The sequence below is a fragment of the Halomicrobium sp. HM KBTZ05 genome, assembly GCF_041530035.1.
Lineage (GTDB): Archaea > Halobacteriota > Halobacteria > Halobacteriales > Haloarculaceae > Halomicrobium.
Genome location: NZ_CP168057.1, coordinates 2328488 through 2349538 on the forward strand (window position 1 = coordinate 2328488; position 21051 = coordinate 2349538).

Consider the following 21051-nt stretch of genomic DNA (forward strand, 5'->3'; position numbering starts at 1 on the left):
GACCGTTCTCCGACCGCAGCAGCGAGACACCGCGGACCGATCAGTATAGCATTTCTTAAACATCCGATTATAGTTGGAAAGCGTTTCTCCCTGTGAGTTGAACGATCACAGAACCAGCTGCTGTCAAAGCTAGTGCAAAACCGCTCTACCCACTATTTTGTATGTGAATGTTACCCACGTCAACGGGTCCACGCAAAGTATTAGTGTGATGCGCGTGTTCTGACACGTAGATCAACTGAACCATGTCCGATACCCCCACCCCCCACATCGAACTCTACGTCCGGTCGCTCGTTCCGGACGGTGCCCACGAGCGACAGGCGGCCGTCATCGAGCGACTCGAAACGCTGGACCAGGACGACGCGATCGAAGACTTCTCGGTCATCGTCTGGGGCAAGCAGGTGTCCCGAGAGTCGGCGGCCGCTCACACAGAAGAGGGTCGGTACATCCTCAATCGCGTCGCCGAGTTCAAGCAGTGGGCGCTGTCGAACAACGTCTCGCTGGAGTCGTTCTACCAGACGACCGAGATCTCCTCGGAGATCACCGACGACTACTCGGCGATGATCCTGCCCGTGATGGGGCTGGCCGAGTACGAGGGCGGGGAACTCCAGCACGTGGCTCCCTGTACGAATGGTGACGTGGTCCACACGATCATAGACCGGCTCGAACGCCTGGAAGCCGGCGAACCACCGGCCATCGAGCAGGAAGCGAGCAACGCCTCGATCGTCTAGAGACTGCCGTCGGCGAACTGTTCGACGGCTTTGCCCTCCGCTCGCTGTAACCGGTACTGTACCGTCGATCGCGGCACGTCCAGTCGTTCGCCCAGTTCGCCGACAGTCGTCTCCCGTGGCGTCCGGTAGTATCCCGCGTCGACGGCCGCTTGTAGGGTTCGACGCTCCTCGACGGTGAGATCGGCGTCGAAGGCATCGTCGCCGCGCCAGCCGTCGATCCCGCCGACGTGGCCCAGTTCGAGCGTCAGTCCGTCTCTGAGGTTCCGCTCGATCGCGTCGTACAGCTCGCCGACCGGCGTCGCTTCCGGCATCAGGACTCGCCAGACGTACTCGTCGCCGGACCGTTCCGCGTCGAACAGCACCCCGTCGCCCACGTAGTCGACGGCCAGATACGGGATAGAGTGACAGCGGTCGATCTCCTGGCGGCGCGTGTAGACCAGACGATGCTCCGGACCGGCGTCCAGAAGCTGGTACTCGCGTGTGGACGAACACTGCTCCATGTCCAGACACTCGTTACAGATCGACTCGTCGAGATAGAGATCGTCGAGTCGGTCGAGCACGTCCGACGGGCCGACGATGCGGTCGATTCGCCACATCGCGTCCGCGTTGGCGAAACAGGCCTGCGAGCGAGCGTAGAGCGACGGAGTCTCGACGAAGAGGTCCATCAGGTCGTCCGCGCCCGACTCGTACTGGACCGTGAACTCGAACTCGCGCATACGCGGAGGTCGGTTGGCTATCTCCAAGTGGATTTCGTTCCGAGACGCCGATCGACAGCCCCGCGGTGGAGAGACGGCGCTCAGACTGTCGTTTGCAGGCGCTCGGCGTAGGGACCGACCGTGTCGTCGTCCAGGAGTGTCTCCACGATCGTCTTCACGCCGACCTCGGCGTCGTAGGCCGGCCGCCCCTTCCCCGTCGCCGACGTGGTTCGCTCGGTCGACAACAGGTCGTCCGCCGCGAGCGATCCCAGCGCCGACACGACCTGCTGTCGTTCGACGCCGCCGAACGGATCACGAGCGACCGTATCGAGCTGGTCTTTGATCGTCTCCGTCACCACGTGGGACTGGACGGGCGTCTCTCCTTCGATGGTCAGTTCGGCGACCGCCAGCAGCACGAACTGTTCGAACGGGCGACGTGAGGTGATCGTCTCGTCCATGTGATCACACTCTGGCGGACGGCGTATGAAGCTATTGGGACCGGCGGTATCGCACGCGAAAAATTGTGACACAGCCGGCACACCGTCGTCCAGCGGCGGTTTCGAAACGCCGGCTTCCGAGAGGCCACCGCCGAGCCACACGCAACACTCACGAGGAAGTGTCCCCGAAGCGGTGCCGTCTGTCGACTGGGGCGGAATCCAGACCGGCGAACGAATCGCTCCGCTCGCGGTTTGTGTCGTCAAAAATGGGTTGGGGCGGATTTGAACCGAAATCAGACGTGCTCGCTGCGCTGTGCGCGACTGATAGGGTTCAAATCACAGCGCCATTCGCTCCTCACGTCCGTTCGTCGCAGAAATGGGTTGGGGCGGATTTGAACCGCCGGCCTCCTCCATGTCAAGGAGGTGTCATAACCAACTAGACCACCAACCCGCGTTGGCTTCTATCTACACTCATCCGTTGCAGAGGGGTATAATTGAATGTTTCGAAAGCGAATCCCAGCGCCGTCTGTGGGTTGTGGGCATGGTGCGGTCGAGCGCGATTCGAGGGACACGGCGTGTCCGCTCGGCCGATGTCCCGATATCGAACCCGTCACGTGGTCCCGACAGCCTTATTTGGATGTACGAGGTTGTACATTACAACACGAAAGAGTTCATTGGTGGCCCACAATGCAGGAATACATCGAACGCGTGACCGAGGGAGAGGATCTGACACAGAACGAGGCTCGCGAGGCGGCGACGGCGGTCTTCGAGGACGCCACGGAGGCCCAGATCGGGGCGTTGCTGACCGGCCTGCGGGCGAAAGGAGAGACCGAGGCCGAGATCGCCGGCTTCGCCGAGGGGATGCGCGACGCCGCGCGGACGATCGACCCCGACCGGAGGCCGCTGGTCGACACCTGTGGCACCGGCGGCGACGACTACGACACGATCAACGTCTCGACGACGAGCACGATGGTCGCCGCGGGTGCCGGCGTCCCCATCGCCAAGCACGGCAACTACTCCGTCTCCTCCTCGTCGGGGAGCGCGGACGTGCTGGAGGTGGCCGGCGTCGACGTGGAGGCCGAACCGCCACAGGTCGAGCAGGCCATCGAGGACGACGGGATCGGGTTCATGCTCGCGCCCGTCTTCCACCCGGCGATGAAGGCCGTCATCGGCCCGCGCAAGGAACTCGGCATGCGGACCATCTTCAACATCCTCGGACCGCTGACCAACCCCGCCGGTGCGGACGCGCAGGTGCTCGGCGTCTACGATCCGGCCCTCGTGCCGACGATCGCGGAGGCGCTGGCCCGGATGGACGTCGAGCGAGCGATGGTCGTCCACGGATCGGGGCTCGACGAGATCGCGATCCACGGGGAGACCGTCGTCGCAGAGGTCACCGGCTCCGAGATCGAGGAGTACACGCTCGTGCCGGAAGACATCGGGCTGACGACGGCCGACATCGAAGACGTGGCCGGCGGCACGCCCGAAGCGAACGCCGAGGACCTGCGAGGGATCGTCGAGGGGACCGTCACCGGCCCGAAACAGGACATCATCCTCGCGAACGCGGGCGCGGCGATCTACGTCGCCGGTGAAGCCGACAGCCACGAGGCCGGCGTCGAGGCGGCTCGCGAGGCGATCGAGTCCGGCGACGCCGCCCGGAAGTTCGACGAGCTCAGAGGCGAGGCATGACGCGGGTCAAGGTCTGTGGTATCACTCGCCGCGAGGACCGCGAGGCCGTCGTCGCCGCGGGCGCAGACGCGATCGGCGTCATCAACGGCGTCAGCGTGGACACGCCCCGCGAGGTCGACGACGAGACCGCGGCCACGCTGGTGGCTGGCGTGCCACCGCTCGTGACGAGCGTGCTGGTGACGATGCCCGAGGCCGTCCAGTCCGTGGCCCGCCGCGTCGAGACCGTCCAGCCAGACGTGGTGCAGGTCCACGACGGACTGACCCCGACACAGCTGGGCGCGCTCCGGCGACGCGTCGACGCGCAGCTGGTCGCCGTCGTCGACGCCGACCACGCCGAGATCGAGGCGTACGCCGACGCCGCGGACGCCCTCCTCGTGGACTCGGTCGACGCCGAAGGCGGCGGCGGCACCGGCGAGACCCACGACTGGGACCGGACGCGGGAGATCGTCGACACGCTGGACGCGCCGGTCGTCCTCGCGGGCGGGCTCACGCCCGAGAACGTGGCCGAAGCCGTCGGGACGGTCCGACCGTTCGGCGTCGACGTGGCCTCCGGCGTGGAGGCCGAAGGCGGCGTCAAGGACCACGACGCCGTCCGCGCGTTCGTCCAGCAGGCAAAGCGCGCCGACCCCGCGGCCGTGGAGGCGGGACAGTGACCCTCGACATCGACCGCGAGACGTTCGTCGACCGAGCGACCGCCGACGGCCCGGTCTCGGTGCGAGCGGTCGCGGAGCTGTCGGCCGACGTGGAGCCGCTGGCGGCCTACGCCGCGCTGACCGGCCGGACCACGGACGGTGCCCCCGGCAAAGGCGGCCACACCTTCCTGCTCGAAAGCGCGGAGAAGGTCGCCTCCAGCGACCCCGACGGCGCGTTCGCACCGGCGACCGACGACCGCCACGCCCGCTACTCGTTCGTCGGCTACGACGCCGACGCGGTGATCACGGTCGACGACGAGACCAGCGTCGAGGTCTTCGACGACCGGATCGCCGACCTCGTGACGACCGACGGAGGCGACGTGTTAGACGACCTCCGGGCGGCCATGCCGGACGTGGAGCTGCGGGGCTTCCCGGACCACGACCGCCAGCACCTCGACGGCGGCCTCGTCGGCTTCCTGGCCTACGACGCCGTCTACGACCTCTGGCTCGACGAGGTCGGACTGGATCGACCGGACTCTCGCTTCCCCGACGCACAGTTCGCGCTGACGACGACGACGCTGCGCTTCGACCACGTCGAGGAGACGGCCGCGCTCGTGTTCACCCCGATCGTCCGACCCGGTGACGATCCCGGCGCGCGCTACGACGCGCTGCTGGACGAGGTCGAACGGGTCGAGGCCGTCCTCGACGGAGCCACAGACCTCGAAACCGGCAGCTTCGTCCCCGCCTACGAGGAGGCCGGGCCACGCGACGAGTACGAAGACGCCGTCGAACACGCCAAGGAGTCCGTTCTCAGCGGCGATATCTACCAGGGCGTCATCTCGCGCAAGCGGGAACTGTACGGTGAGATGGACCCGTTGGCGCTGTACGAGTCGCTGCGGGCGGTCAACCCGTCGCCGTACATGTACCTGCTCGACTACGACGGGCTGAGCATCGTCGGCGCGAGCCCCGAGACGCTCGTCTCCGTGGCCGACGACCGGATCGTCTCGAACCCGATCGCGGGGACCTGTCCGCGCGGGACGAGCCCAGTCGAGGACCGCCGCCTCGCGGGCGAGATGCTCGCCGACGACAAGGAACGGGCCGAGCACACGATGCTGGTCGACCTCGCTCGCAACGACGTGCGCCGAGTCGCAGCGCCCGGGAGCGTCCGCGTCGAGGAGTTCATGAACGTCCTCAAGTACAGCCACGTCCAGCACATCGAGTCGACAGTGACCGGCACGCTCGACGAGGAGGCAGACGCCTTCGACGCCGCGCGGGCCACGTTCCCGGCAGGGACACTCTCGGGTGCGCCCAAGATCCGGGCCATGGAGATCATCGACGAACTGGAGCAGTCGCCACGCGGCGTCTACGGCGGTGGCGTCGGCTACTTCTCCTGGACCGGCGACACGGACTTCGCGATCGTGATCCGGTCGGCGACGATCGAGCAGTGCGAGGGGCCGGCGGGTGTCGGCGGTGAGCACACCCAGCGGACGACGGTCCGGGCCGGTGCCGGGATCGTCGCCGACTCCGTCCCCAGTGGGGAGTACGAGGAGACCGAGAACAAGATGGGCGGCGTGCTGGACGCCGTCGAGCGCATCCGAGAACCCGCGGCCGACGCGAACGAGGAGGTGTCCCGATGAGCGACGCCGAGGCGGCCGACGGCGACCGACCGACGGTGCTGTTCGTCGACAACTTCGACTCCTTTACCTACAATCTCGTCGAGTACGTCTCGGAACACGCCGACACCGAGGTACTGCGCAACACGGCGACACTCGCCGAGGTCCGGGCCGTCGATCCGGACGCGATCGTCGTCTCGCCCGGTCCGGGCCACCCGAAGAACGACCGCGACGTGGGCGTCACGATGGCCGTGCTGCGAGAAGTCAGCCCCGAAGTCCCGACGCTCGGGGTCTGTCTGGGCCTGGAAGCCGCCGTCTACGAGTACGGCGGGACGGTCGGCCGCGCGCCCGAACCGATCCACGGGAAGGCGTTCCCGATCGACCACGACGGCGAGGGGGTCTTCGCCGGACTCGATCAGGGGTTCCAGGCCGGTCGCTACCACTCGCTGATCGCCGACGAGGTGCCCGACTGCTTCGACGTGACGGCCACGACCGACGTGGCGACCGACGACGGGACGGTCGAACTGGTGATGGGTGTCCGCCACCGCGAGCACCCGATCGAAGCGGTGCAGTTCCACCCCGAATCGGTGTTGACTGCAGTCGGCCACGACCTCATCGAGAACTTCCTCGACGGCCTCTGAACTGCTGTCGTCGGTGTCGATCCGGGTCAGAGCACGGAGATGCCGAGCAGTCCGAGCAGGTAGAGCACGCCGACGGCGACCGCGGCGAGAACGACCAGACGCCACGCGAACTTGAGGACGATCCGCCCGATCAAGATCACGACAGCCAGCGCGGCGAGGCCGACCAGCAGGGCGGGGATCGTTCCGAACCCACCGATAGTCAGAAGCATACCGGCTACTCACCGCCCACCGGCATATGCTTTGTCGCCGCCCTCTCTCGCCGCGTCGCCGCGCCGGGACACGGCGAACGTATCAGAAACAAAAAATGCAAGACTGAACGACGACGGCGCAGCGTGATCGGCCGGCGAGGATCGCCGGCCGTCCGTGGAATCTCCAGTCGAAACCCCCAATGGTTTCGACTGAAATCTCGGCCCTCGTCTGGTGGTTTTCGGGAGCCGCTTTTCACTTTCACTCCGGTCTCGCTCCATTAATATGCTATCGGCGTTTGCTATGTACCGTACAGCGAATCACGTGCGCTGCCCGCTGGATCGTGGCTGATATTACCCACCAGTGATACTTCGCATAGCGTCGAAACCACCCGGCGGTCTGTCTCCCGTCGCGTGCCCGCAGGGACACGTATCGCTGGGTATTTAGCAATCCGTGCAAACACAAACGTCGTTACGAATGAGAGGATCTACACGTACCATCGAGAGGGGTATCGCCCGACAGACGGCCACTGTCGGCAGGAGGACCGAGGAATGAGCGACGCAGGTGCAGGTGCCGACGAGGTACAGTTGCCGATCAAGCGAACGACCGGCGACACGCTCGAAGACCGACTCACTGGCAACGCCTACCACAACATTCTGCCCGCCCGCTATCTCCGCAAGGACGCCGACGGCGAGTTGATCGAACAGCAGGAGGATCTGTTCGATCGGGTCGGCAAGAACGTCGCCCTGGCCGAAGCCGTCTTCGAAGCCGACAAACGGGGCGTCGACGTGACGGTCACGCCGGACCAGCTCAAACCCGACCACCCGCGGCGTGACGAACTCGCCGGCGAAGTGTTCGGCAAGGGAACCACCGTCGGCGACGACACCGAGACCGAGCTGTCGGTGTACAACGTCAACAAGTTCGCCTACGACACCGTCGTCCCGGAACTGCCCGACGAGGTACGAGACCACGTCGAGGAGGTGGCCGGCGAGTTCCAGGACGCGATGGAGAACCTTTCGTTCATGCCGAACTCACCGACGCTGATGAACGCGGGCGACGAGCTACAGCAGCTCTCTGCCTGTTTCGTCGACTCGCCCGACGACGACATCGACGACATCCACCAGACCGCCAAGGAGGCCGCACAGGTCTTCCAGTCCGGTGGTGGCATGGGCTATGCCTTCTGGCAACTGCGGCCATACGGCGATCAGGTCGGCTCGACCGGCGGCATCGCTTCGGGCCCGATCACGTTCATGCGCACGTACGACCAGATGTGCGAGACGATCGCACAGGGGGGTGCCCGCCGTGGCGCGCAGATGGGCGTCATGCGCGTCTCCCACCCCGACGTCATCCAGTTCATCCACGCCAAGAACAAGGACGTCTCGCTGGCCGAGACCCTGCGGCTGAACGACCCCGACGACTTCACGCACAACTCCTTCGCCGAGGCCCTGGAGGAGGCCCGCGAACTCATCGACGAGGACGGCAAAGTCCCGAAGCACCTCCGTAACGCCGTCGAGGGCCACCTCTCGAACTTCAACATCTCCGTCGGCATCACCGACGACTTCATGGACGCGCTGCAGGCCGGCGAGGAGTTTACCTTCACCAACCCGCGGACGAACGAGCCCCACGTCGCCACCGAGGAGACCGCAGAACTGTACGAGATGTTCGACCTCGGCGAGTACGTCGAGGCCGGCGAAGTGCTGTCGATCCCCGCCGAGAAGCTCTGGGAGCGCATCATCGGCGGCGCACACGAGAACGGCGAACCGGGCGTGATCTACCTCGAACGCGTCAACAAGCAACACTCCTTCGACGTGGAGGAACACCCAGATCACCGCATCCTCGCGACGAATCCCTGCGGCGAGCAGCCGCTCGAAGAGTACGAGGCCTGTAACCTCGGGCACATCAACCTCTCGACGCTGGCCGACCAGGATGCCCCTGACTGGCGGGTCTGGTCCCAGCAACACGCCGACGAGTACGACGCGCTCGAAGACGCCGTCGACGCCTTCCTCGACGACGCACTGGACAACGAGGAGTTCCAGCGCCGCATCGAGCTGGGCACGCGCTTCCTCGAGAACGTCGTCACGATGTCGGACTTCCCGGTCGAGAAAATCGAAGAGAAGGTCCGAGAGATGCGCAAGATCGGGCTGGGCATCATGGGACTGGCCCAGCTGTACATCCAGCTCGGGGTCAAGTACGGCTCCGACGAGGGCGACGAGATCGCCCGCCAGATCATGCGCCAGATCAACCACGGCTCGAAGTGGGCCAGCCACGAACTCGCGGCGGATCGGGGCACCTTCGACGAGTGGGACAACTCCAAGTACGCGGACCCGACGGCGTACCGCGAGTGGTTCGAGTCCCAGACCGGCCTCGACGCCGACGAGTGGGAAGACGGCTTCCCGATCCGCAACCACAACACGACGACCATCGCCCCGACGGGCACCACCTCGATGGTGGGCAACACCACCGGCGGCTGTGAACCGATCTACAACGTCGCCTACTACAAGAACGTCTCCGACGACGTGCAAGGCGACGAGATGCTCGTCGAGTTCGACGACTACTTCCTGCGCGTGCTGGAGGCCAACGACATCGACGTCGACGCCGTCAAGGAGGAGGCCCAAGAACAGATGGCCGACAACGCCTTCGACGGGGTCGACGGCCTCTCGACGGTGCCCGACGCGATCGGTGAGCTGTTCGTCACGACCGGCGACCTCACGCCGAAAGAACACGCCGGCATCCAGTGTGCCTGCCAGCAGGGCGTCGACTCCGCGATCTCGAAGACGGTCAACGCGCCCAACGATTCCACGCTCGAGGACGCCCGGGAAGTGTTCGAGTACATCTACGAGCACGGCGGCAAGGGCGTCACCTACTACCGCGACGGCACCCGCAGCAAGCAGGTGCTGACGACGCGGGCCCAGAACACCGAGTTCGCCGATATGGACGAGGGCGAGATCGTCGCCCAGATCGAGGAGGTCTTCGACGGCATCGAGGGCTTCCTCGAACACGAGGCCGTACAGGACGCACTCGATCAGCAGGTCGAGTCGCTGCTGGAAGTGGCCGACGGCGAGCAGCCCGAGACCAACCCGTTCGCCGAAAAGCAGAGCCGACCGGACGTGCTCCACGGTGTCACCCAGCGCATCGACACCGGCTACGGGAAGCTGTACGTCAACATCAACGAGGACCCCGAGCGGGAACGGCCCTTCGAGCTGTTCGCCAACATCGGGAACTCCGGCGGCTTTACGGCCTCCTTCACCGAGGCCCTGGCCAAGACCATCTCGACGGCGCTTCGCTCGGGCGTCGATCCCAAGGAGATCGCAGACGAACTGCAGGGCATCCGCTCGCCCAAGGTCGCCTGGGACAAGGGCGAACAGATCCAGTCGATCCCCGACGCCATCGGTACGGCGATGCGTCGCTATCTCGACGACGAGATCGACAAGGCGTACCCGGACCAGGCAACGCTCGAACAGACCGCCGAAGACGAGGCCGGCAGTGCAGATCCGAACGTGCCCGAGACCGACGGCGGTGCCGTCACCGCCGACAGTTCGGCCACGGACGCGGCGAGCACAGAACCGTCGTCGCCGGGCGAGGCCACCGACGCCGACCAGCAGGAACTGATCGACGCGGGCGAGAATCCGGAGTGTCCGGAGTGTAGCTCGCTGTCGCTGTACTACTCCGAAGGCTGCAAGACCTGCGAGTCCTGTGGCTGGTCGGAGTGTTGAAGATCTGACTGCGGATCTCCGTGGCCGATCGTCGGCCACACCCGGGGCCAAGAGCGTGTGACACTCTCGGTTCGTTCTTTCGGTCGCATCGGACTCGAAACTGCTCTCTCGACGCTACATCGTTTCGAGGGGGCTGCTGGCACCCTGCCAGCGCGTATTCTTTCCAGAGCCAGAACCAGAAATCATTTGCTCGATCCGATTGCGCAGTCGGACATGACTGTCGACTGGCAACGGAGCTGTCTCGTCGCCGTCGCGCTCGTCCTGCTGGCGAACCCGCTGTTACTACCGAATCTGACGGAACCCACGTACACGTACCGCGCTGCGCCACTGACCGTGACCGAGGATGGGATCGACACACCGGAGACAGCAGTCGACGGTGACACACTCGACGTGCCGAGAGTCGACTGTGACGGTGGAGTCGGGTCCGTGAAACACGGGAGCACGCTCTGTATCCTCGACGTGCGAGCGCTCGAACGCGGGTCGGTGAACCTGTCGGTCGATCCCGGGGTTGTGACCAACAGCGACGGCTTCCTGAACGAGTGGCAGGCACCGACTCCCGAATCGGGATCGACTGTCGGGCCCTTTAGCGTTCACAGCCGGCGATACACGCGCCTGGACGGGCAGTACTACGAGCGAGTGTACACGCCCGCCAACGGAACGTATCGGCTGCTCCCAGTGACACCGAGGCAGGTCGTCGAGAACGTCTCAGTCCCGTACGAACGCGGTACGCTGGGAGAGATCGGCCCAGTCGACCCCCAGCCGTACCGTCAACGAGTCGTCGACAGGGGCCGACTGACACTCCACGGTCCTCACATCTCGGAGACGATCGTCGAACGCCGCACCGGCGACGGCGTAGCGTACTATCTGGTCTGGCAGTCAGACGTGCGGGAACCGATTGTCGACGAGAGAACCGATCGGCGGCTGGTCATATTCGGACGCTGGCTACTGTTCGCGCTCGGGGTCGCGTTGCTGCTCCGACAGTGGTGACGCCCGGAGGGACGTTAGGAGTACGGCGTCGAGTGGCTACACTGTGACGAACTGGCAGGTCAGTGGTCGTTTCGTGGGAGGACACCCGAAAGCACGATTAACCGCCGCTCGGCCGTCGTTGTGGTGTACCATGGACAGTGCTTCCGACCGACACGGCCGCATCGAACGGAGGGAGCGCCCGTGAGTCTGCTCCGGCGCTTTGGCTTCGTCGTCCGGTCGTGGCTCAACGCCCTGTTGAACCGCGTCGAAGACCCCGTCGCAGAGCTGGACTACTCCTACGAACAACTCCGGGACGAACTCCAGGAGATCAATCGCGGCATCGCCGACCTCACCACCCAGAAGAAGCGCCTGGAGATGCACCGCGAACGCCTGCGGGCGGCCGTCGAGAAGTACGACGAGCAGAGTCAGGAAGCGCTCCGACAGGAGCGTGAGGATCTGGCGAGGCGCGCCCTGGAGAAGAAACACGCGACGAGCGATCAACTCGCCGGCCTGGACGAACAGATCGATCGCCTGCAAGCGACGCAGGACCAGCTCGTCCAGCGCCAGGTCGACCTCCGGGGACGAATCGAGGGGTTCCGAACCCACAAGGAGACGCTGAAGGCACGCCACGGGGCGGCCGAGGCGTCGGCTCGCGTCGCCGAGGCGTTCACCGGGGTCGGCGGCGACATGGCCGACGTGAACCGTGCCATCGAGCGCGCGACCGAACGGACCGAGCAGATGGAGGCCAGAGCGGCCGCGCTCGAAGAGCTCGAAGCGAGCGGTGCGCTCGACGACGTGCTCGCTGAGGGCGACGAGATCGACCGGGAACTGGATCGGCGCTCGACGGAACAGCGGGTCGATCGCGAACTCGATCAGCTGAAGACCCAGCTGGGCCACGAGACCGAGGGGTCCCAGAGTGTCGACGTGGACGGGGCGACGAGCTAACCCACCGTGTCGCGCGGTTCCGTTCGCTGGCGGGTTACAGCGGTAGCGAGGCGAAAGCCCACCCGTTCACGGGTGGGATGAAGCCGACAACTGGGAACCTTTCCACGCTCGTAGCCATGACTGGGGTTGGGTACTTGCATAACATCTTTAGGTGAGTGACTTCTATATACTGACGATGCCTCGTGGGTTCGACAGAGAACGGACCAACGTCCACAAACTCCAGTATCACTTCATCTGGTGTCCCAAGTACCGAAAGTCGGTACTTGAAGACGAGGTACGCGACCGCCTCGAAGAACTCGTCGAGGAGAAAGTCGACGAACTCGACCTCGAAATCTTGGAGTTAGCGATTCGCCCCGACCACGTACACTTGTTCATCACGGGCGACCCGACGCTCTCCCCGAACAAAATCATGCAACAGGTCAAGGGCTACTCCTCGCGTCACCTCCGCGACGAGTTCGACTTCGGCCTGCCGTCGTTGTGGACGCGCTCGTACTTCGTCTCAAGTGCGGGCGACGTGTCTAGCGAAGTCATCGAGGAGTACATCGACGCCCAGGCAGGTGAGTAGTCATGCAACGGACTGTTTCGACCACGGTGCGGGTCAAACTCCACTCGCTGACCAACAGGAAGGCTGGCCTTCTCGCCCGTGAGTACGAGGCGTTCCAGATCGAGGTTCATGGTGGAGACGCCGACCTCTACTCTGCGACCGACCAGCAGGCGTCGAAAGTCCAGCGACAGAAAGATCCGAATCCCGACACCGAACAGCCTGTCGTCCTTCGCAACGACGTGTTCGACGTGGCCCACGACGAAGAGACGGTCCTCTCGTCGTGGTGGGTGAAAGTCCCCGTCTACGACCCCGACAAAGGACAAGGCAACTCCGTCTGGTGTCCCGCCCACGTCCCACACAAGGACGAACAACTCGTCCGAGCGGGCGACATTCGGGACAGTGAACTGGTGCGCTGTGGCGGTGACTGGTACGTGCATGTCGTCGTCAAACGGTCTGTGACCGTCCAAGACGAGTACGACGACGTGCTGGCTATCGACATGGGCGCACGCTGGGTCGCTACCTGTGCGTTCCTTTCCGACCGCAAAACGACGTTCTACGGCGAGGAAGTCCGCCGAATCCGTGAACACTACAAGCAACTGCGGAAGTCCATCGGGAAGGCGAAACCCCGACAGGGACAGCAGGTGATCGAGCACATCGGTGACGCGGAAGCGCGGAAGGTGGACGACCGCCTCCACAAGATTGCTCGGCAAGTCGTGGAGGATGCCGAGGAGCGGAACGGGATCATCGTTGTAGGGGACCTCGGTGGGATTCGCAAGGACAACGACAAGGGGCGGTACGTCAACGACAAGACCCACAAGATGCCGTTCGCCCGCCTGCTCAACTACATCGAATACAAAGCCTACGACGCAGGCATCGACGTGCAATTGGTCGAAGAATATGACACGTCGAAAACGTGCAACCGCTGTGCCTGCGAAGGTGTCCGAGAGACACAGGGGCGGTTCGAGTGTCCCGAGTGTGGGCTAGACGACAACGCGGACAAGAACGGTGCGCTAAACATCGGCAAACGAGCCTTGGGCAAGTTCTCGAAACCGCTGTCCGAGGCGGGGGCCGTACTGGCACGGCCCGAAACGCAGGTCATCGTCCAACGAGACGACGAACCTGCGAACCTCTCCGTTTCCGTGGGTTCAACCCCCAGTGGGGGAACCCCACGGCTTTAGCCGTGGGAGGATGTCAGTCTACCGTCCTCGACACCCACCCACTGGGGCCGTGGGGGAAGGCCTCGCGTTCGGTCTCGGGCTGGACCGTCCCGTCGGCCTCGATGGCGCGGGCGACGACCTCGTGTTCGCCGGCCGGGGGCTCGTACTCGAAGGCCCACTGTCGCCACACGTCCGGTGCGTGTGGCGTCTCTCCGGGATCGCCGGCCCAGTCGACCGACTCGACGAGGGGCGCTGAGAGGCGCGCCTCCGACCAACTGTCGCCGCCGTCGGTCGAGACTTCGACGGCCGAGACGCCACGCGTCCCGGCGTAGGCGTGGCCGCCGACCTGCACGCGGCCGTCGGGCAGGGTGTTCTGGGCGTGGATCTTCGCGACGGTCTCGACCGGCCCGGTGCCGTGCCAGCCACGTTCCTCCCAGTAGCCCTCCGCGTCGCGGTCGATCACCTCGATCTCGGTGATCCACTTGACGTTGATCTCGCCCCAGTGGCCGGGCACCAGCGCCCGGGCCGGGTAGCCGTGGCTCTGTGGCAGCGGGCGGCCGTTCATCTGGTAGGCCAGCATCGCGCCGTTGAGCGCGTCGATCGGGAACACCTGGTAGTAGTCGTCGGCGGCGTGGACCCGCACGCAGTCACAGTCGCTGTCGGGGCCCGCTCGCTCCAGCAGCGTCCGGACGGGGACGCCGGTCCAGAGAGCGTTGTCCATCTTCTTCCCGTTGAGCGACTCGCCGACACAGCGCAGCGTGTGAAACTCCGTCCGAGCGTCCATCGACCGGAGCTGCTCGTAGTCGACGGTGATCTCCTCTTCGACCGAGCCGGTCACCGAGAGGGTCCACTGGCTCGCGTCGACCTCGGGATCGACGGCGTTGATGTCGACGCTGAAGAACTCGTCGCTCACGAGCGGTTCGAGTCCGTCGACGGCCAGCGACTGCTCTGTGGCCGCTTCGAGTGCCTCACGCACCGCCGGACTGGCGTCGTCCGGAATCGTCGCGGTCGGCTGGCTGGTGTCGTCGGTCAGGACGGTCGCGACGACGCCGAGTCCGGCCGCCGTCCCCAGCGACGCGAGGACGCGACGGCGGTCGGGATTCGTCGCGCCGCGGGCCGGGAGCGAGCCCGACAGCCCTGCGAGGCCGAGTGTGAGCGCCGTCCCGACTGCGGCACCACCGCTCGAAGGGACAGAGCCCGTCAGCGGCGTCGCGACGCCGAAGACGACGGCACCGGCGACGACGGGTCCGACGGCGCGGTTGGCCAGCCGATCCCCGAGCGTGCCGGCGACGCGTGCGACCGCGGCGACGACGCAGACGGCCACGAACGCGGCGGCGACGAGGTTCAACTGCTGGCCGAGCGAACCGAGAAACTGGATCGCCAGCGAGACCACAGCGCCAGGCATCCGCCGGGCCAGCCACCGCTCGATCGGTGACGCGACGAACGACGGGGTGAAGCCGACGGCGGCGAACGAGCCCACGACGGCCGCGACGCCGGCAAACAGCGCCACCGCGTCGTCGGCCGACGGACGAAGGCGGGCGAACCGTGTCATGCCCGTTGCTGGGGACACGACCACCTTAACGGTTCTTCGGATTCCGTACCAAATTCACACTGCCGGCTGTCACTTCGTGACGAGCTTCGCCACCCCGGGGTGGCGAAATCGGCCACAGATGTACAGCCGGTAGTATCACCCACGACGCCGAACGTCGACACGCTCTTGCCCGACCGCGCCCCAGAGAGAGCCATGACCGAGACCGGTGGGCGGCCCTGTCCGATGTGTGAAACGCCCATGTACCACCGCCACTGCAAGTACGTCTGTCCCGTACACGGGGTTGTGTACGACTGTGCCGACACGTTCTACTGATACGGACAGTTGTAGACGTTCACCCAGTCGACCGCACACCGTCGTGCGGTCGATCTGATAAAGAGCTACAACTGTCCGTATGATACTGCCGGCCGCCAGTCTGGGCGGGTTTTACGTTCCTTGGGTCGCGGGTCGCTTGCAACAGTGACAGCGCGACGACCGGGATCGACGCCGGCCCGTGGCTCGTCATATCGACACAACTACACATTTTTATACGGTGGGCGACAGAGACTCGTGTAATGACCCAGCCTGGGGACGGGGTTCGGGTGCTCCACGTGGACCACGACCCGCAGGTCCGACACGCCGTCACGGCGCGGCTGGCAGACGACGCCGTCGCCGTCGAGAGCGTCTCGACCAGTGGAGCGGCAGTCGAGGAACTCGCCGACGGCCGGTTCGATTGTGTCGTCAGCGGCCACGACGAGCAGGCCCTCGACAGCGTCGCGCTCCTCGAAACCGTCCGGTCGGAGTATCCGGACCTCCCGTTCCTGCTGTTTACCGACGCGGGCAGCGAAGCGCTCGCCAGCGAGGCGGTCGCTGCCGGCGTCACCGAGTACCTCCCTCGCGACGGCGACGACGGGTATCGCACGCTCGTGGATCGGGTCGAGGGAACGATCGCGGAGTACAGAGCGACGACGCCGATCGAACAGCAAGAACAGCGCCTCTCGACGCTGGTGTCGAACCTCCCCGGGATGGTGTATCGCTGTCGAAACGAACCGGGCTGGCCGATGCAGTTCGTCAGCGCGGGAGTCCGGGAGCTGACCGGCTACGAGCCCGACGCCCTGGAGAGTGGACGGGTCGACTGGGAGACCGACGTAGTCCACTCCGAGGATCGCGACGACATCCGGGAGGCGGTCCAGTCGGCACTCGACACCCGCGAGCCGTTCGAAGTGACCTACCGGATCGAGACGGCCGACGGGCACCGACGGTGGCTGTGGGAGCGGGGCCAGTTGCTCACGCGCGACGACGAGACGGAGATTCTGGAGGGGTTTATCACGGACATCACGGCTCGCAAGGAGCAGCGCCGGGCGCTCGAAGAGCAGCGAGCGTACGTCGAGGACGTGTTGAACTCGCTCGAAGACCTCTTCTACGTCGTCACACCGGACTGGTCGCTGCGCCAGTGGAACGAGCAGGTGGTCGACGTGACGGGATACAGCGACGAGGAGATCGCGGAGATGACTGCACAGGAGTTCATCGCTCCCGATGACGTTCCCACGGTCGAAGCTGCCATCGAGCGTGCGATCGAGAGCGGGTCGTCTCGATACGAGGCTGCGGTGCAGACGAAATCCGGCGAGACGATTCCGTACGAGTTCCACGGCACGGCGCTGTCGGACACGACCGGCGAGTTCCTCGGCATCGCCGGTGTGGGCCGTGACGTGACCGAGCGCAAGGAGCGCGAACAGACGCTACGACAGTACGAGACGCTGGCCGAAAGCGTCGCGGACCCGATGTACGTGATGGCTCCCGACGGGACCATCGAGATGATCAACGACGCGCTGGCCGACCACATCGGCTACGAGCGGTCCGAGATCGTCGGGGCGTCGCCCGAGGAGTTCGTCGTCGGAGACGGCGTCGAGCGGGCCGAGGAACGCATCCGCGAGCTGTTGACCACCGATCGAGACGTGGCGACCTTCGAGATGCGGACGGTCGACGACGACGGCGAGGAGACCTACAACGAGACGAAGATCGCCGTCATGACCGACGGAGACGGCGAGTTCGAGGGGACAGCTGGCGTCATCCGAGACATCACCGAGCGGATGGAACGTCAGCGAGAGCTAGAGCGCTACGAGACGATCCTGCAGGCGGTTGGCGATCCCGTCTACACGCTCGACGCCGAGGGGCAGTTCACCGTCGTCAACGACGCGATGGCGGCGCTGTCGGGCTACGATCGCGAGCAACTGGTCGGCGAGCACATCTCGAAGCTGATGACTCCAGAGGACGTTGCGGCCGGGGAAGATCTCATCGCCGAACTGCTCGCCGACCCGGACCGGACGAACGGGACCTTCGAGATGGGGCTCCGGACGGCCGACGGAACCCAGATCACCTGCGAGAACCACGTCGCCCTGCTGCCGGCCGATGACGGACGGTTCAGAGGGACCGCCGGAGTCATCCGGGACATCACCGAGCGCAAACAGCGCGAACGACAGCTCGAACAGTTCGCCAGCGTCGTCAGCCACGACCTCCGGAGCCCGCTCAACGTCGTTCAGGGACGCGTCAACCACGCCATGGCGACCGGCGAGCTCGAACACCTCGAAGACGCGGCCGACGCCGCCCACCGGATGGAAGCGCTCATCGGCGACCTCCTCACGCTCGCCCGCCAGGGACAGCGAGTCGGCGACCTCGAACCGGTCGCTCTCGACGTGGTCGCCGAGGCGGCCTGGTCACAACTCGACGCCGACGGGAAGGAACTCGTCACCGAGACCGACAGCCGCGTCGAGGCCGACTTCGACCGACTCCAGGAACTGTTCGACAACCTGTTTCGCAACGCGGTCTCCCACGGCGAAGCCGAGACGGTCCGCGTCGTCGACACCGACGACGGGTTCGCCGTCGTCGACGACGGGACAGGGATTCCGCCGACTCAGCGCGAGACGATCTTCGAACGGGGGTTCACGACCAGCGAAGAGGGGACCGGATTCGGACTGGCGATCGTCGACACCATCGTCAGGGCTCACGACTGGTCGATCACGGTCGGGCAAAGCGACGCGGGCGGTGCGCGCTTCGAGGTCACGACCTAGTTGCGCGAGGGACGACCCGACCTGACGTGACGGTACGCGGGCCCCGCCAGCAACACGACCGCGACCGCGAACGAGCCAAGCAGCACGTGCAGGCCCGCGCTCAGCCCCTCGGTCGAGAGGGTCCGCATCGACGCACCGGCGAGCACTTCCACGAACACCCACGGGATCTCTCCGAGGAACGTCCCGACGACGTAGGCCCGCGTCGAGACGCCGGAGAAGCCGGCACCGTACGAGACCGGATCTGCGGGGAGCGGCGAGAGGCGCGCCGCGAGAACGCCGCGAGTCGCGCCCGTGACGGAGATGAATCGTCGGCCCGCGTCGTTGAGCCGGGCGAACAGCCCGCCGCCGCTACGCCCGGCGTGGCGGGCGAACAGGAAGGGCGGGATCGTCGTCAGCGTCGCCCCGACCAGCGCGACCGGGATCCCGTATCGGAGGCCCAGTACGTAGCCCACCAGCGCGGAGATCGGACTGATCGGCCAGGCAAACAGCGGGCGAACGAGATACAGCACGAGCAGCGCCGCGCCGAACTGGAGGGGATGTGCCGAGAGATGTGCGACCTCGTCGAGCAGTTGCCGGGGCGAGAGCACCAGCGACGCGACGACCACGAGTGCGGCGAAGACTACGACGCCGCCGAGTTGCCGTCGCGTCGACTGTTTCATCGGTCGAAAACCGCGTTCGCAGTGTAAAACCTCTTGTGGTCCGTCGAGCCCGCGGACCAGCGGGGTGCTCCCGACGGAGTAGCCGAACGTTTACCAGCGTCGCCGTCGATGCTCCGACCGTGCCGTCCGACGATCGCGTCGCGCTCGGTCTGGAACTGCTCGCCCACCTCGAACACGCCGAGCTATCGGTCAAGGACGCGATGGACCGCATCGAGATCGTCACCACCGATCCGGCAGTCCAGCGCGAGATCCTGACGGCCGCACAGCGTGAGGGAATCGTCGAACGCGAGGGCGGGACGGTCCGACCGACCGCGACGGGCACGTTCGTCAGCTTCGAGAGCGACGTCGTCGTCAAAGAGGGCGAGTTCGACTGTCAGCGCTGTGGCGCGGGCATCTCCGAGGGCCACTTCGTCCAGTTCGACAGCGACGAACTCGGCCCCTTCGGCTCGACGTGTATCAGGAAAGTGCTCGGGCGCGACTAGCGGCCCTGCCGGAGTTCTTTGATCAGTTGCTTGATCGTCTGCTGTTGTTTCGCGAGGAGCTCGTTTTGCTGTTCGATCGTCTCTGTCAGCGCCGCGAGTTGCTCCTCGACGGCAGCGATGTCGGCATCGTTCGTGGTGCCGTCGGCGGTCGGAGACGCCTGTCTGGTGTCGGTCGCGTCACTCTGTGAGCTGATCGAGGCGGCCGACTGACGCTGTCCGGCCGCTGCGGCCGGTCGCTCGTCCGAGGGCTCCGCGTCCTCGTCGTCGCCGACCAGCGGATCGATGCCCGAGTCGAGTCCGAGACCGTCCGACCCGCTGGGGCTCGCCTCTTCGTCGTCGGTCTCGCCGTCCGTCTCGTCGACTTCGAGGGCGTGGTTGAGTTCGCCCAGCGAGTCCACGTCGTGGTACGCGAAGAGCGACCCCTCCAGCGTCTTGCGGAACAACCCGGCCTGATCGTTGGGCGCTTTGATGCGTTCCGGACGGCCGTCGGCTTCGAGGACGACCGCCGTGGCGACGCTTCCCTCCTCGAAGTGCAGCCCCGTCACGTCGTCGTAGTGATACGCCTCGAAGTCGCCGGCCCAGGTGTACTCGCCGATGTGTTTGAGCAGGCGCGAGTCGGTGACGACTAGCGTCAGTTCGCTGAAGCGGAAGACACCGCTGACGCCCTCGTCGTCCGCGATGACGCCCTTGACGCGGAGGTTCCCCTCCAGCAGGCGTTCGAGGACCGCACTGGTACGCTTGCCGGGGACGGCAAACGAGTCCTTGTCGTCGACGTAGGTCATCGTGAACTTCGTCTTCCGGCGACCCTCGGAAATCGAGAGGCGTTCGAAGTCGTGGGCGTACTCGCCGACCCCTTCGTCACTCAGCAACCCTTCGCCCCTGTAGACGAGCGTCCGCGTCGGGGTGAAACAGACGGCGTCTTCGTCCCCGAGGTTGACGCCGGCCGTGACCTCCTCGTCCCCGAGCGCTTGCCGGACGAGGTCTGGTATCTCCATGGTGGTCATGTACCAGTCCGGTGGCTTAAATCCGCGGGTGCCAGACCGTCACGGACCGCCACTAGATGAGAACGTTAAAGAGCACCTCCGGACAACGAACGAATGCACCGCGCCCGGGTGGCTTAGCTGGACATAGCGCCGCACTCATAGGGTCGTCAGACTCACGCGGTACCAACCCGGCATGACAGCAGGCGTTCGTCGCGCCTGCGACCTGAGTCATGCGGAGATCGAGGGTTCGGAGCCCTCCCCGGGCATTTTCCGAGGAACCACGAACGGTAGTGAGTGGTGACGCCGTGAAATGCCCGGACTGGGCGACGAACCCGTAGGTTTCGCACGAGCGTAGCGAGTGCGAGGCACGGAAGACGAACGAAGTGAG

19 protein-coding genes and 2 tRNA genes are annotated in these 21051 nt (G+C 65.5%); 14 read left to right on the forward strand and 7 right to left on the reverse strand.

The window, feature by feature from the left end; all coding sequences use genetic code 11:
• Nucleotides 1–242 precede the first annotated feature (242 nt).
• A complete protein-coding gene (locus tag ACAH01_RS12110) occupies nucleotides 243–728 on the forward strand; it encodes an HTH domain-containing protein (protein WP_372479350.1) in 486 nt (161 codons plus the stop codon).
• On the opposite strand, the gene ACAH01_RS12115 is transcribed toward ACAH01_RS12110, so the two are convergent.
• The 3 genes from ACAH01_RS12115 to ACAH01_RS12125 all read right to left on the reverse strand — a co-directional run bounded on the left by ACAH01_RS12115 (nucleotide 725) and on the right by ACAH01_RS12125 (nucleotide 2311).
• Nucleotides 725–1444: a helix-turn-helix domain-containing protein gene (locus tag ACAH01_RS12115; RefSeq protein ID WP_170093809.1), complete on the reverse strand. Its 720-nt coding sequence runs from the start codon at nucleotides 1442–1444 to the stop codon at nucleotides 725–727. The two genes, ACAH01_RS12110 and ACAH01_RS12115, sit on opposite strands and share 4 nt — an antisense overlap.
• A gap of 80 nt (nucleotides 1445–1524) precedes the next feature.
• Complete coding sequence (locus ACAH01_RS12120) at nucleotides 1525–1881, reverse strand: hypothetical protein (protein ID WP_170093808.1); 357 nt, start codon at nucleotides 1879–1881, stop codon at nucleotides 1525–1527.
• A 356-nt stretch (nucleotides 1882–2237) separates the two neighbouring features.
• A tRNA-Val gene (locus ACAH01_RS12125) sits at nucleotides 2238–2311 on the reverse strand.
• Nucleotides 2312–2547: 236 nt separating this feature from the next.
• Here ACAH01_RS12125 and trpD point away from each other — a divergent pair.
• Genes trpD through trpG form a run of 4 tightly spaced genes read left to right on the forward strand, consistent with a single transcriptional unit; the run spans nucleotide 2548 to nucleotide 6432 of the window.
• The gene (trpD, locus tag ACAH01_RS12130) at nucleotides 2548–3546 is read left to right on the forward strand and encodes an anthranilate phosphoribosyltransferase (RefSeq protein WP_372479351.1); all 999 of its coding nucleotides are present in this window, start codon (nucleotides 2548–2550) and stop codon (nucleotides 3544–3546) included.
• Entirely contained in the window at nucleotides 3543–4199 is a 657-nt protein-coding gene (locus ACAH01_RS12135; RefSeq protein ID WP_372479352.1) for a phosphoribosylanthranilate isomerase, read from the forward strand. The genes trpD and ACAH01_RS12135 overlap by 4 nt, the downstream gene beginning before the upstream one ends.
• Nucleotides 4196–5815, forward strand: coding sequence for an anthranilate synthase component I (gene trpE, locus ACAH01_RS12140; protein WP_372479353.1), 1620 nt, complete (start codon nucleotides 4196–4198; stop codon nucleotides 5813–5815). Before ACAH01_RS12135 ends, trpE begins: the two co-directional genes overlap by 4 nt.
• A complete protein-coding gene (trpG, locus tag ACAH01_RS12145; protein ID WP_170093804.1) occupies nucleotides 5812–6432 on the forward strand; it encodes an anthranilate synthase component II in 621 nt (206 codons plus the stop codon). Before trpE ends, trpG begins: the two co-directional genes overlap by 4 nt.
• A 26-nt stretch (nucleotides 6433–6458) precedes the next feature.
• Here trpG and ACAH01_RS12150 read toward each other — a convergent pair whose 3' ends face one another.
• On the reverse strand, nucleotides 6459–6641 hold the full coding sequence (locus ACAH01_RS12150; RefSeq protein WP_153552921.1) for a hypothetical protein: 183 nt from the start codon (nucleotides 6639–6641) through the stop codon (nucleotides 6459–6461).
• 528 nt (nucleotides 6642–7169) lie between these two features.
• Between ACAH01_RS12150 and ACAH01_RS12155 the strand changes: the two genes are divergently transcribed.
• The 5 genes from ACAH01_RS12155 to ACAH01_RS12175 all read left to right on the forward strand — a co-directional run bounded on the left by ACAH01_RS12155 (nucleotide 7170) and on the right by ACAH01_RS12175 (nucleotide 13964).
• On the forward strand, nucleotides 7170–10331 hold the full coding sequence (locus tag ACAH01_RS12155) for an adenosylcobalamin-dependent ribonucleoside-diphosphate reductase (RefSeq protein ID WP_372479354.1): 3162 nt from the start codon (nucleotides 7170–7172) through the stop codon (nucleotides 10329–10331).
• A 213-nt stretch (nucleotides 10332–10544) separates the two neighbouring features.
• Nucleotides 10545–11318 (forward strand): hypothetical protein, encoded by a 774-nt coding sequence (locus ACAH01_RS12160; protein WP_372479355.1) that lies wholly within the window; start codon nucleotides 10545–10547, stop codon nucleotides 11316–11318.
• Between the two features lie 180 nt (nucleotides 11319–11498).
• Nucleotides 11499–12242 (forward strand): PspA/IM30 family protein, encoded by a 744-nt coding sequence (locus ACAH01_RS12165; protein WP_372479356.1) that lies wholly within the window; start codon nucleotides 11499–11501, stop codon nucleotides 12240–12242.
• A gap of 175 nt (nucleotides 12243–12417) precedes the next feature.
• Nucleotides 12418–12807 (forward strand): IS200/IS605 family transposase, encoded by a 390-nt coding sequence (gene tnpA, locus ACAH01_RS12170; protein WP_372479357.1) that lies wholly within the window; start codon nucleotides 12418–12420, stop codon nucleotides 12805–12807.
• Nucleotides 12808–12809: 2 nt separating this feature from the next.
• A complete protein-coding gene (locus ACAH01_RS12175; protein WP_372479358.1) occupies nucleotides 12810–13964 on the forward strand; it encodes an RNA-guided endonuclease TnpB family protein in 1155 nt (384 codons plus the stop codon).
• Between the two features lie 13 nt (nucleotides 13965–13977).
• On the opposite strand, the gene ACAH01_RS12180 is transcribed toward ACAH01_RS12175, so the two are convergent.
• Nucleotides 13978–15495 (reverse strand): molybdopterin-dependent oxidoreductase, encoded by a 1518-nt coding sequence (locus tag ACAH01_RS12180; protein ID WP_372479359.1) that lies wholly within the window; start codon nucleotides 15493–15495, stop codon nucleotides 13978–13980.
• A 192-nt stretch (nucleotides 15496–15687) separates the two neighbouring features.
• Here ACAH01_RS12180 and ACAH01_RS12185 point away from each other — a divergent pair, with 192 nt between their 5' ends.
• Entirely contained in the window at nucleotides 15688–15807 is a 120-nt protein-coding gene (locus ACAH01_RS12185) for an HVO_2523 family zinc finger protein (protein WP_015762719.1), read from the forward strand.
• 239 nt (nucleotides 15808–16046) lie between these two features.
• Complete coding sequence (locus ACAH01_RS12190; protein WP_372479360.1) at nucleotides 16047–18539, forward strand: PAS domain S-box protein; 2493 nt, start codon at nucleotides 16047–16049, stop codon at nucleotides 18537–18539.
• Here the strand turns inward: ACAH01_RS12190 and ACAH01_RS12195 are convergent.
• Nucleotides 18536–19198 carry a TVP38/TMEM64 family protein gene (locus ACAH01_RS12195; protein WP_170093799.1) on the reverse strand — a complete coding sequence of 221 codons (663 nt, stop codon included), beginning with the start codon at nucleotides 19196–19198 and terminating at the stop codon, nucleotides 18536–18538. The two genes, ACAH01_RS12190 and ACAH01_RS12195, sit on opposite strands and share 4 nt — an antisense overlap.
• 119 nt (nucleotides 19199–19317) lie before the next feature.
• Between ACAH01_RS12195 and ACAH01_RS12200 the strand changes: the two genes are divergently transcribed.
• Nucleotides 19318–19680, forward strand: coding sequence for a DUF5830 family protein (locus ACAH01_RS12200; protein ID WP_208628761.1), 363 nt, complete (start codon nucleotides 19318–19320; stop codon nucleotides 19678–19680).
• Here the strand turns inward: ACAH01_RS12200 and ACAH01_RS12205 are convergent.
• Complete coding sequence (locus ACAH01_RS12205) at nucleotides 19677–20675, reverse strand: hypothetical protein (RefSeq protein WP_372479361.1); 999 nt, start codon at nucleotides 20673–20675, stop codon at nucleotides 19677–19679. The two genes, ACAH01_RS12200 and ACAH01_RS12205, sit on opposite strands and share 4 nt — an antisense overlap.
• Nucleotides 20676–20786: 111 nt before the next feature.
• Here ACAH01_RS12205 and ACAH01_RS12210 point away from each other — a divergent pair.
• Nucleotides 20787–20929: transfer RNA gene (locus ACAH01_RS12210), tRNA-Met, on the forward strand.
• Nucleotides 20930–21051 lie beyond the last annotated feature (122 nt).

What these genes read in the sequence shown, in the direction of transcription:
- ACAH01_RS12110 (WP_372479350.1), top strand. Translation starts at nt 243, where the DNA reads ATGTCCGATACCCCCACCCCCCACATCGAACTCTACGTCCGGTCGCTC.
- ACAH01_RS12115 (WP_170093809.1), bottom strand. Translation starts at nt 1,444, where the DNA reads ATGCGCGAGTTCGAGTTCACGGTCCAGTACGAGTCGGGCGCGGACGAC.
- ACAH01_RS12120 (WP_170093808.1), bottom strand. Translation starts at nt 1,881, where the DNA reads ATGGACGAGACGATCACCTCACGTCGCCCGTTCGAACAGTTCGTGCTG.
- trpD (WP_372479351.1), top strand. Translation starts at nt 2,548, where the DNA reads ATGCAGGAATACATCGAACGCGTGACCGAGGGAGAGGATCTGACACAG.
- ACAH01_RS12135 (WP_372479352.1), top strand. Translation starts at nt 3,543, where the DNA reads ATGACGCGGGTCAAGGTCTGTGGTATCACTCGCCGCGAGGACCGCGAG.
- trpG (WP_170093804.1), top strand. Translation starts at nt 5,812, where the DNA reads ATGAGCGACGCCGAGGCGGCCGACGGCGACCGACCGACGGTGCTGTTC.
- ACAH01_RS12150 (WP_153552921.1), bottom strand. Translation starts at nt 6,641, where the DNA reads ATGCTTCTGACTATCGGTGGGTTCGGAACGATCCCCGCCCTGCTGGTC.
- ACAH01_RS12155 (WP_372479354.1), top strand. Translation starts at nt 7,170, where the DNA reads ATGAGCGACGCAGGTGCAGGTGCCGACGAGGTACAGTTGCCGATCAAG.
- ACAH01_RS12160 (WP_372479355.1), top strand. Translation starts at nt 10,545, where the DNA reads ATGACTGTCGACTGGCAACGGAGCTGTCTCGTCGCCGTCGCGCTCGTC.
- tnpA (WP_372479357.1), top strand. Translation starts at nt 12,418, where the DNA reads ATGCCTCGTGGGTTCGACAGAGAACGGACCAACGTCCACAAACTCCAG.
- ACAH01_RS12175 (WP_372479358.1), top strand. Translation starts at nt 12,810, where the DNA reads ATGCAACGGACTGTTTCGACCACGGTGCGGGTCAAACTCCACTCGCTG.
- ACAH01_RS12180 (WP_372479359.1), bottom strand. Translation starts at nt 15,495, where the DNA reads ATGACACGGTTCGCCCGCCTTCGTCCGTCGGCCGACGACGCGGTGGCG.
- ACAH01_RS12185 (WP_015762719.1), top strand. Translation starts at nt 15,688, where the DNA reads ATGACCGAGACCGGTGGGCGGCCCTGTCCGATGTGTGAAACGCCCATG.
- ACAH01_RS12190 (WP_372479360.1), top strand. Translation starts at nt 16,047, where the DNA reads ATGACCCAGCCTGGGGACGGGGTTCGGGTGCTCCACGTGGACCACGAC.
- ACAH01_RS12195 (WP_170093799.1), bottom strand. Translation starts at nt 19,198, where the DNA reads ATGAAACAGTCGACGCGACGGCAACTCGGCGGCGTCGTAGTCTTCGCC.
- ACAH01_RS12205 (WP_372479361.1), bottom strand. Translation starts at nt 20,675, where the DNA reads ATGGAGATACCAGACCTCGTCCGGCAAGCGCTCGGGGACGAGGAGGTC.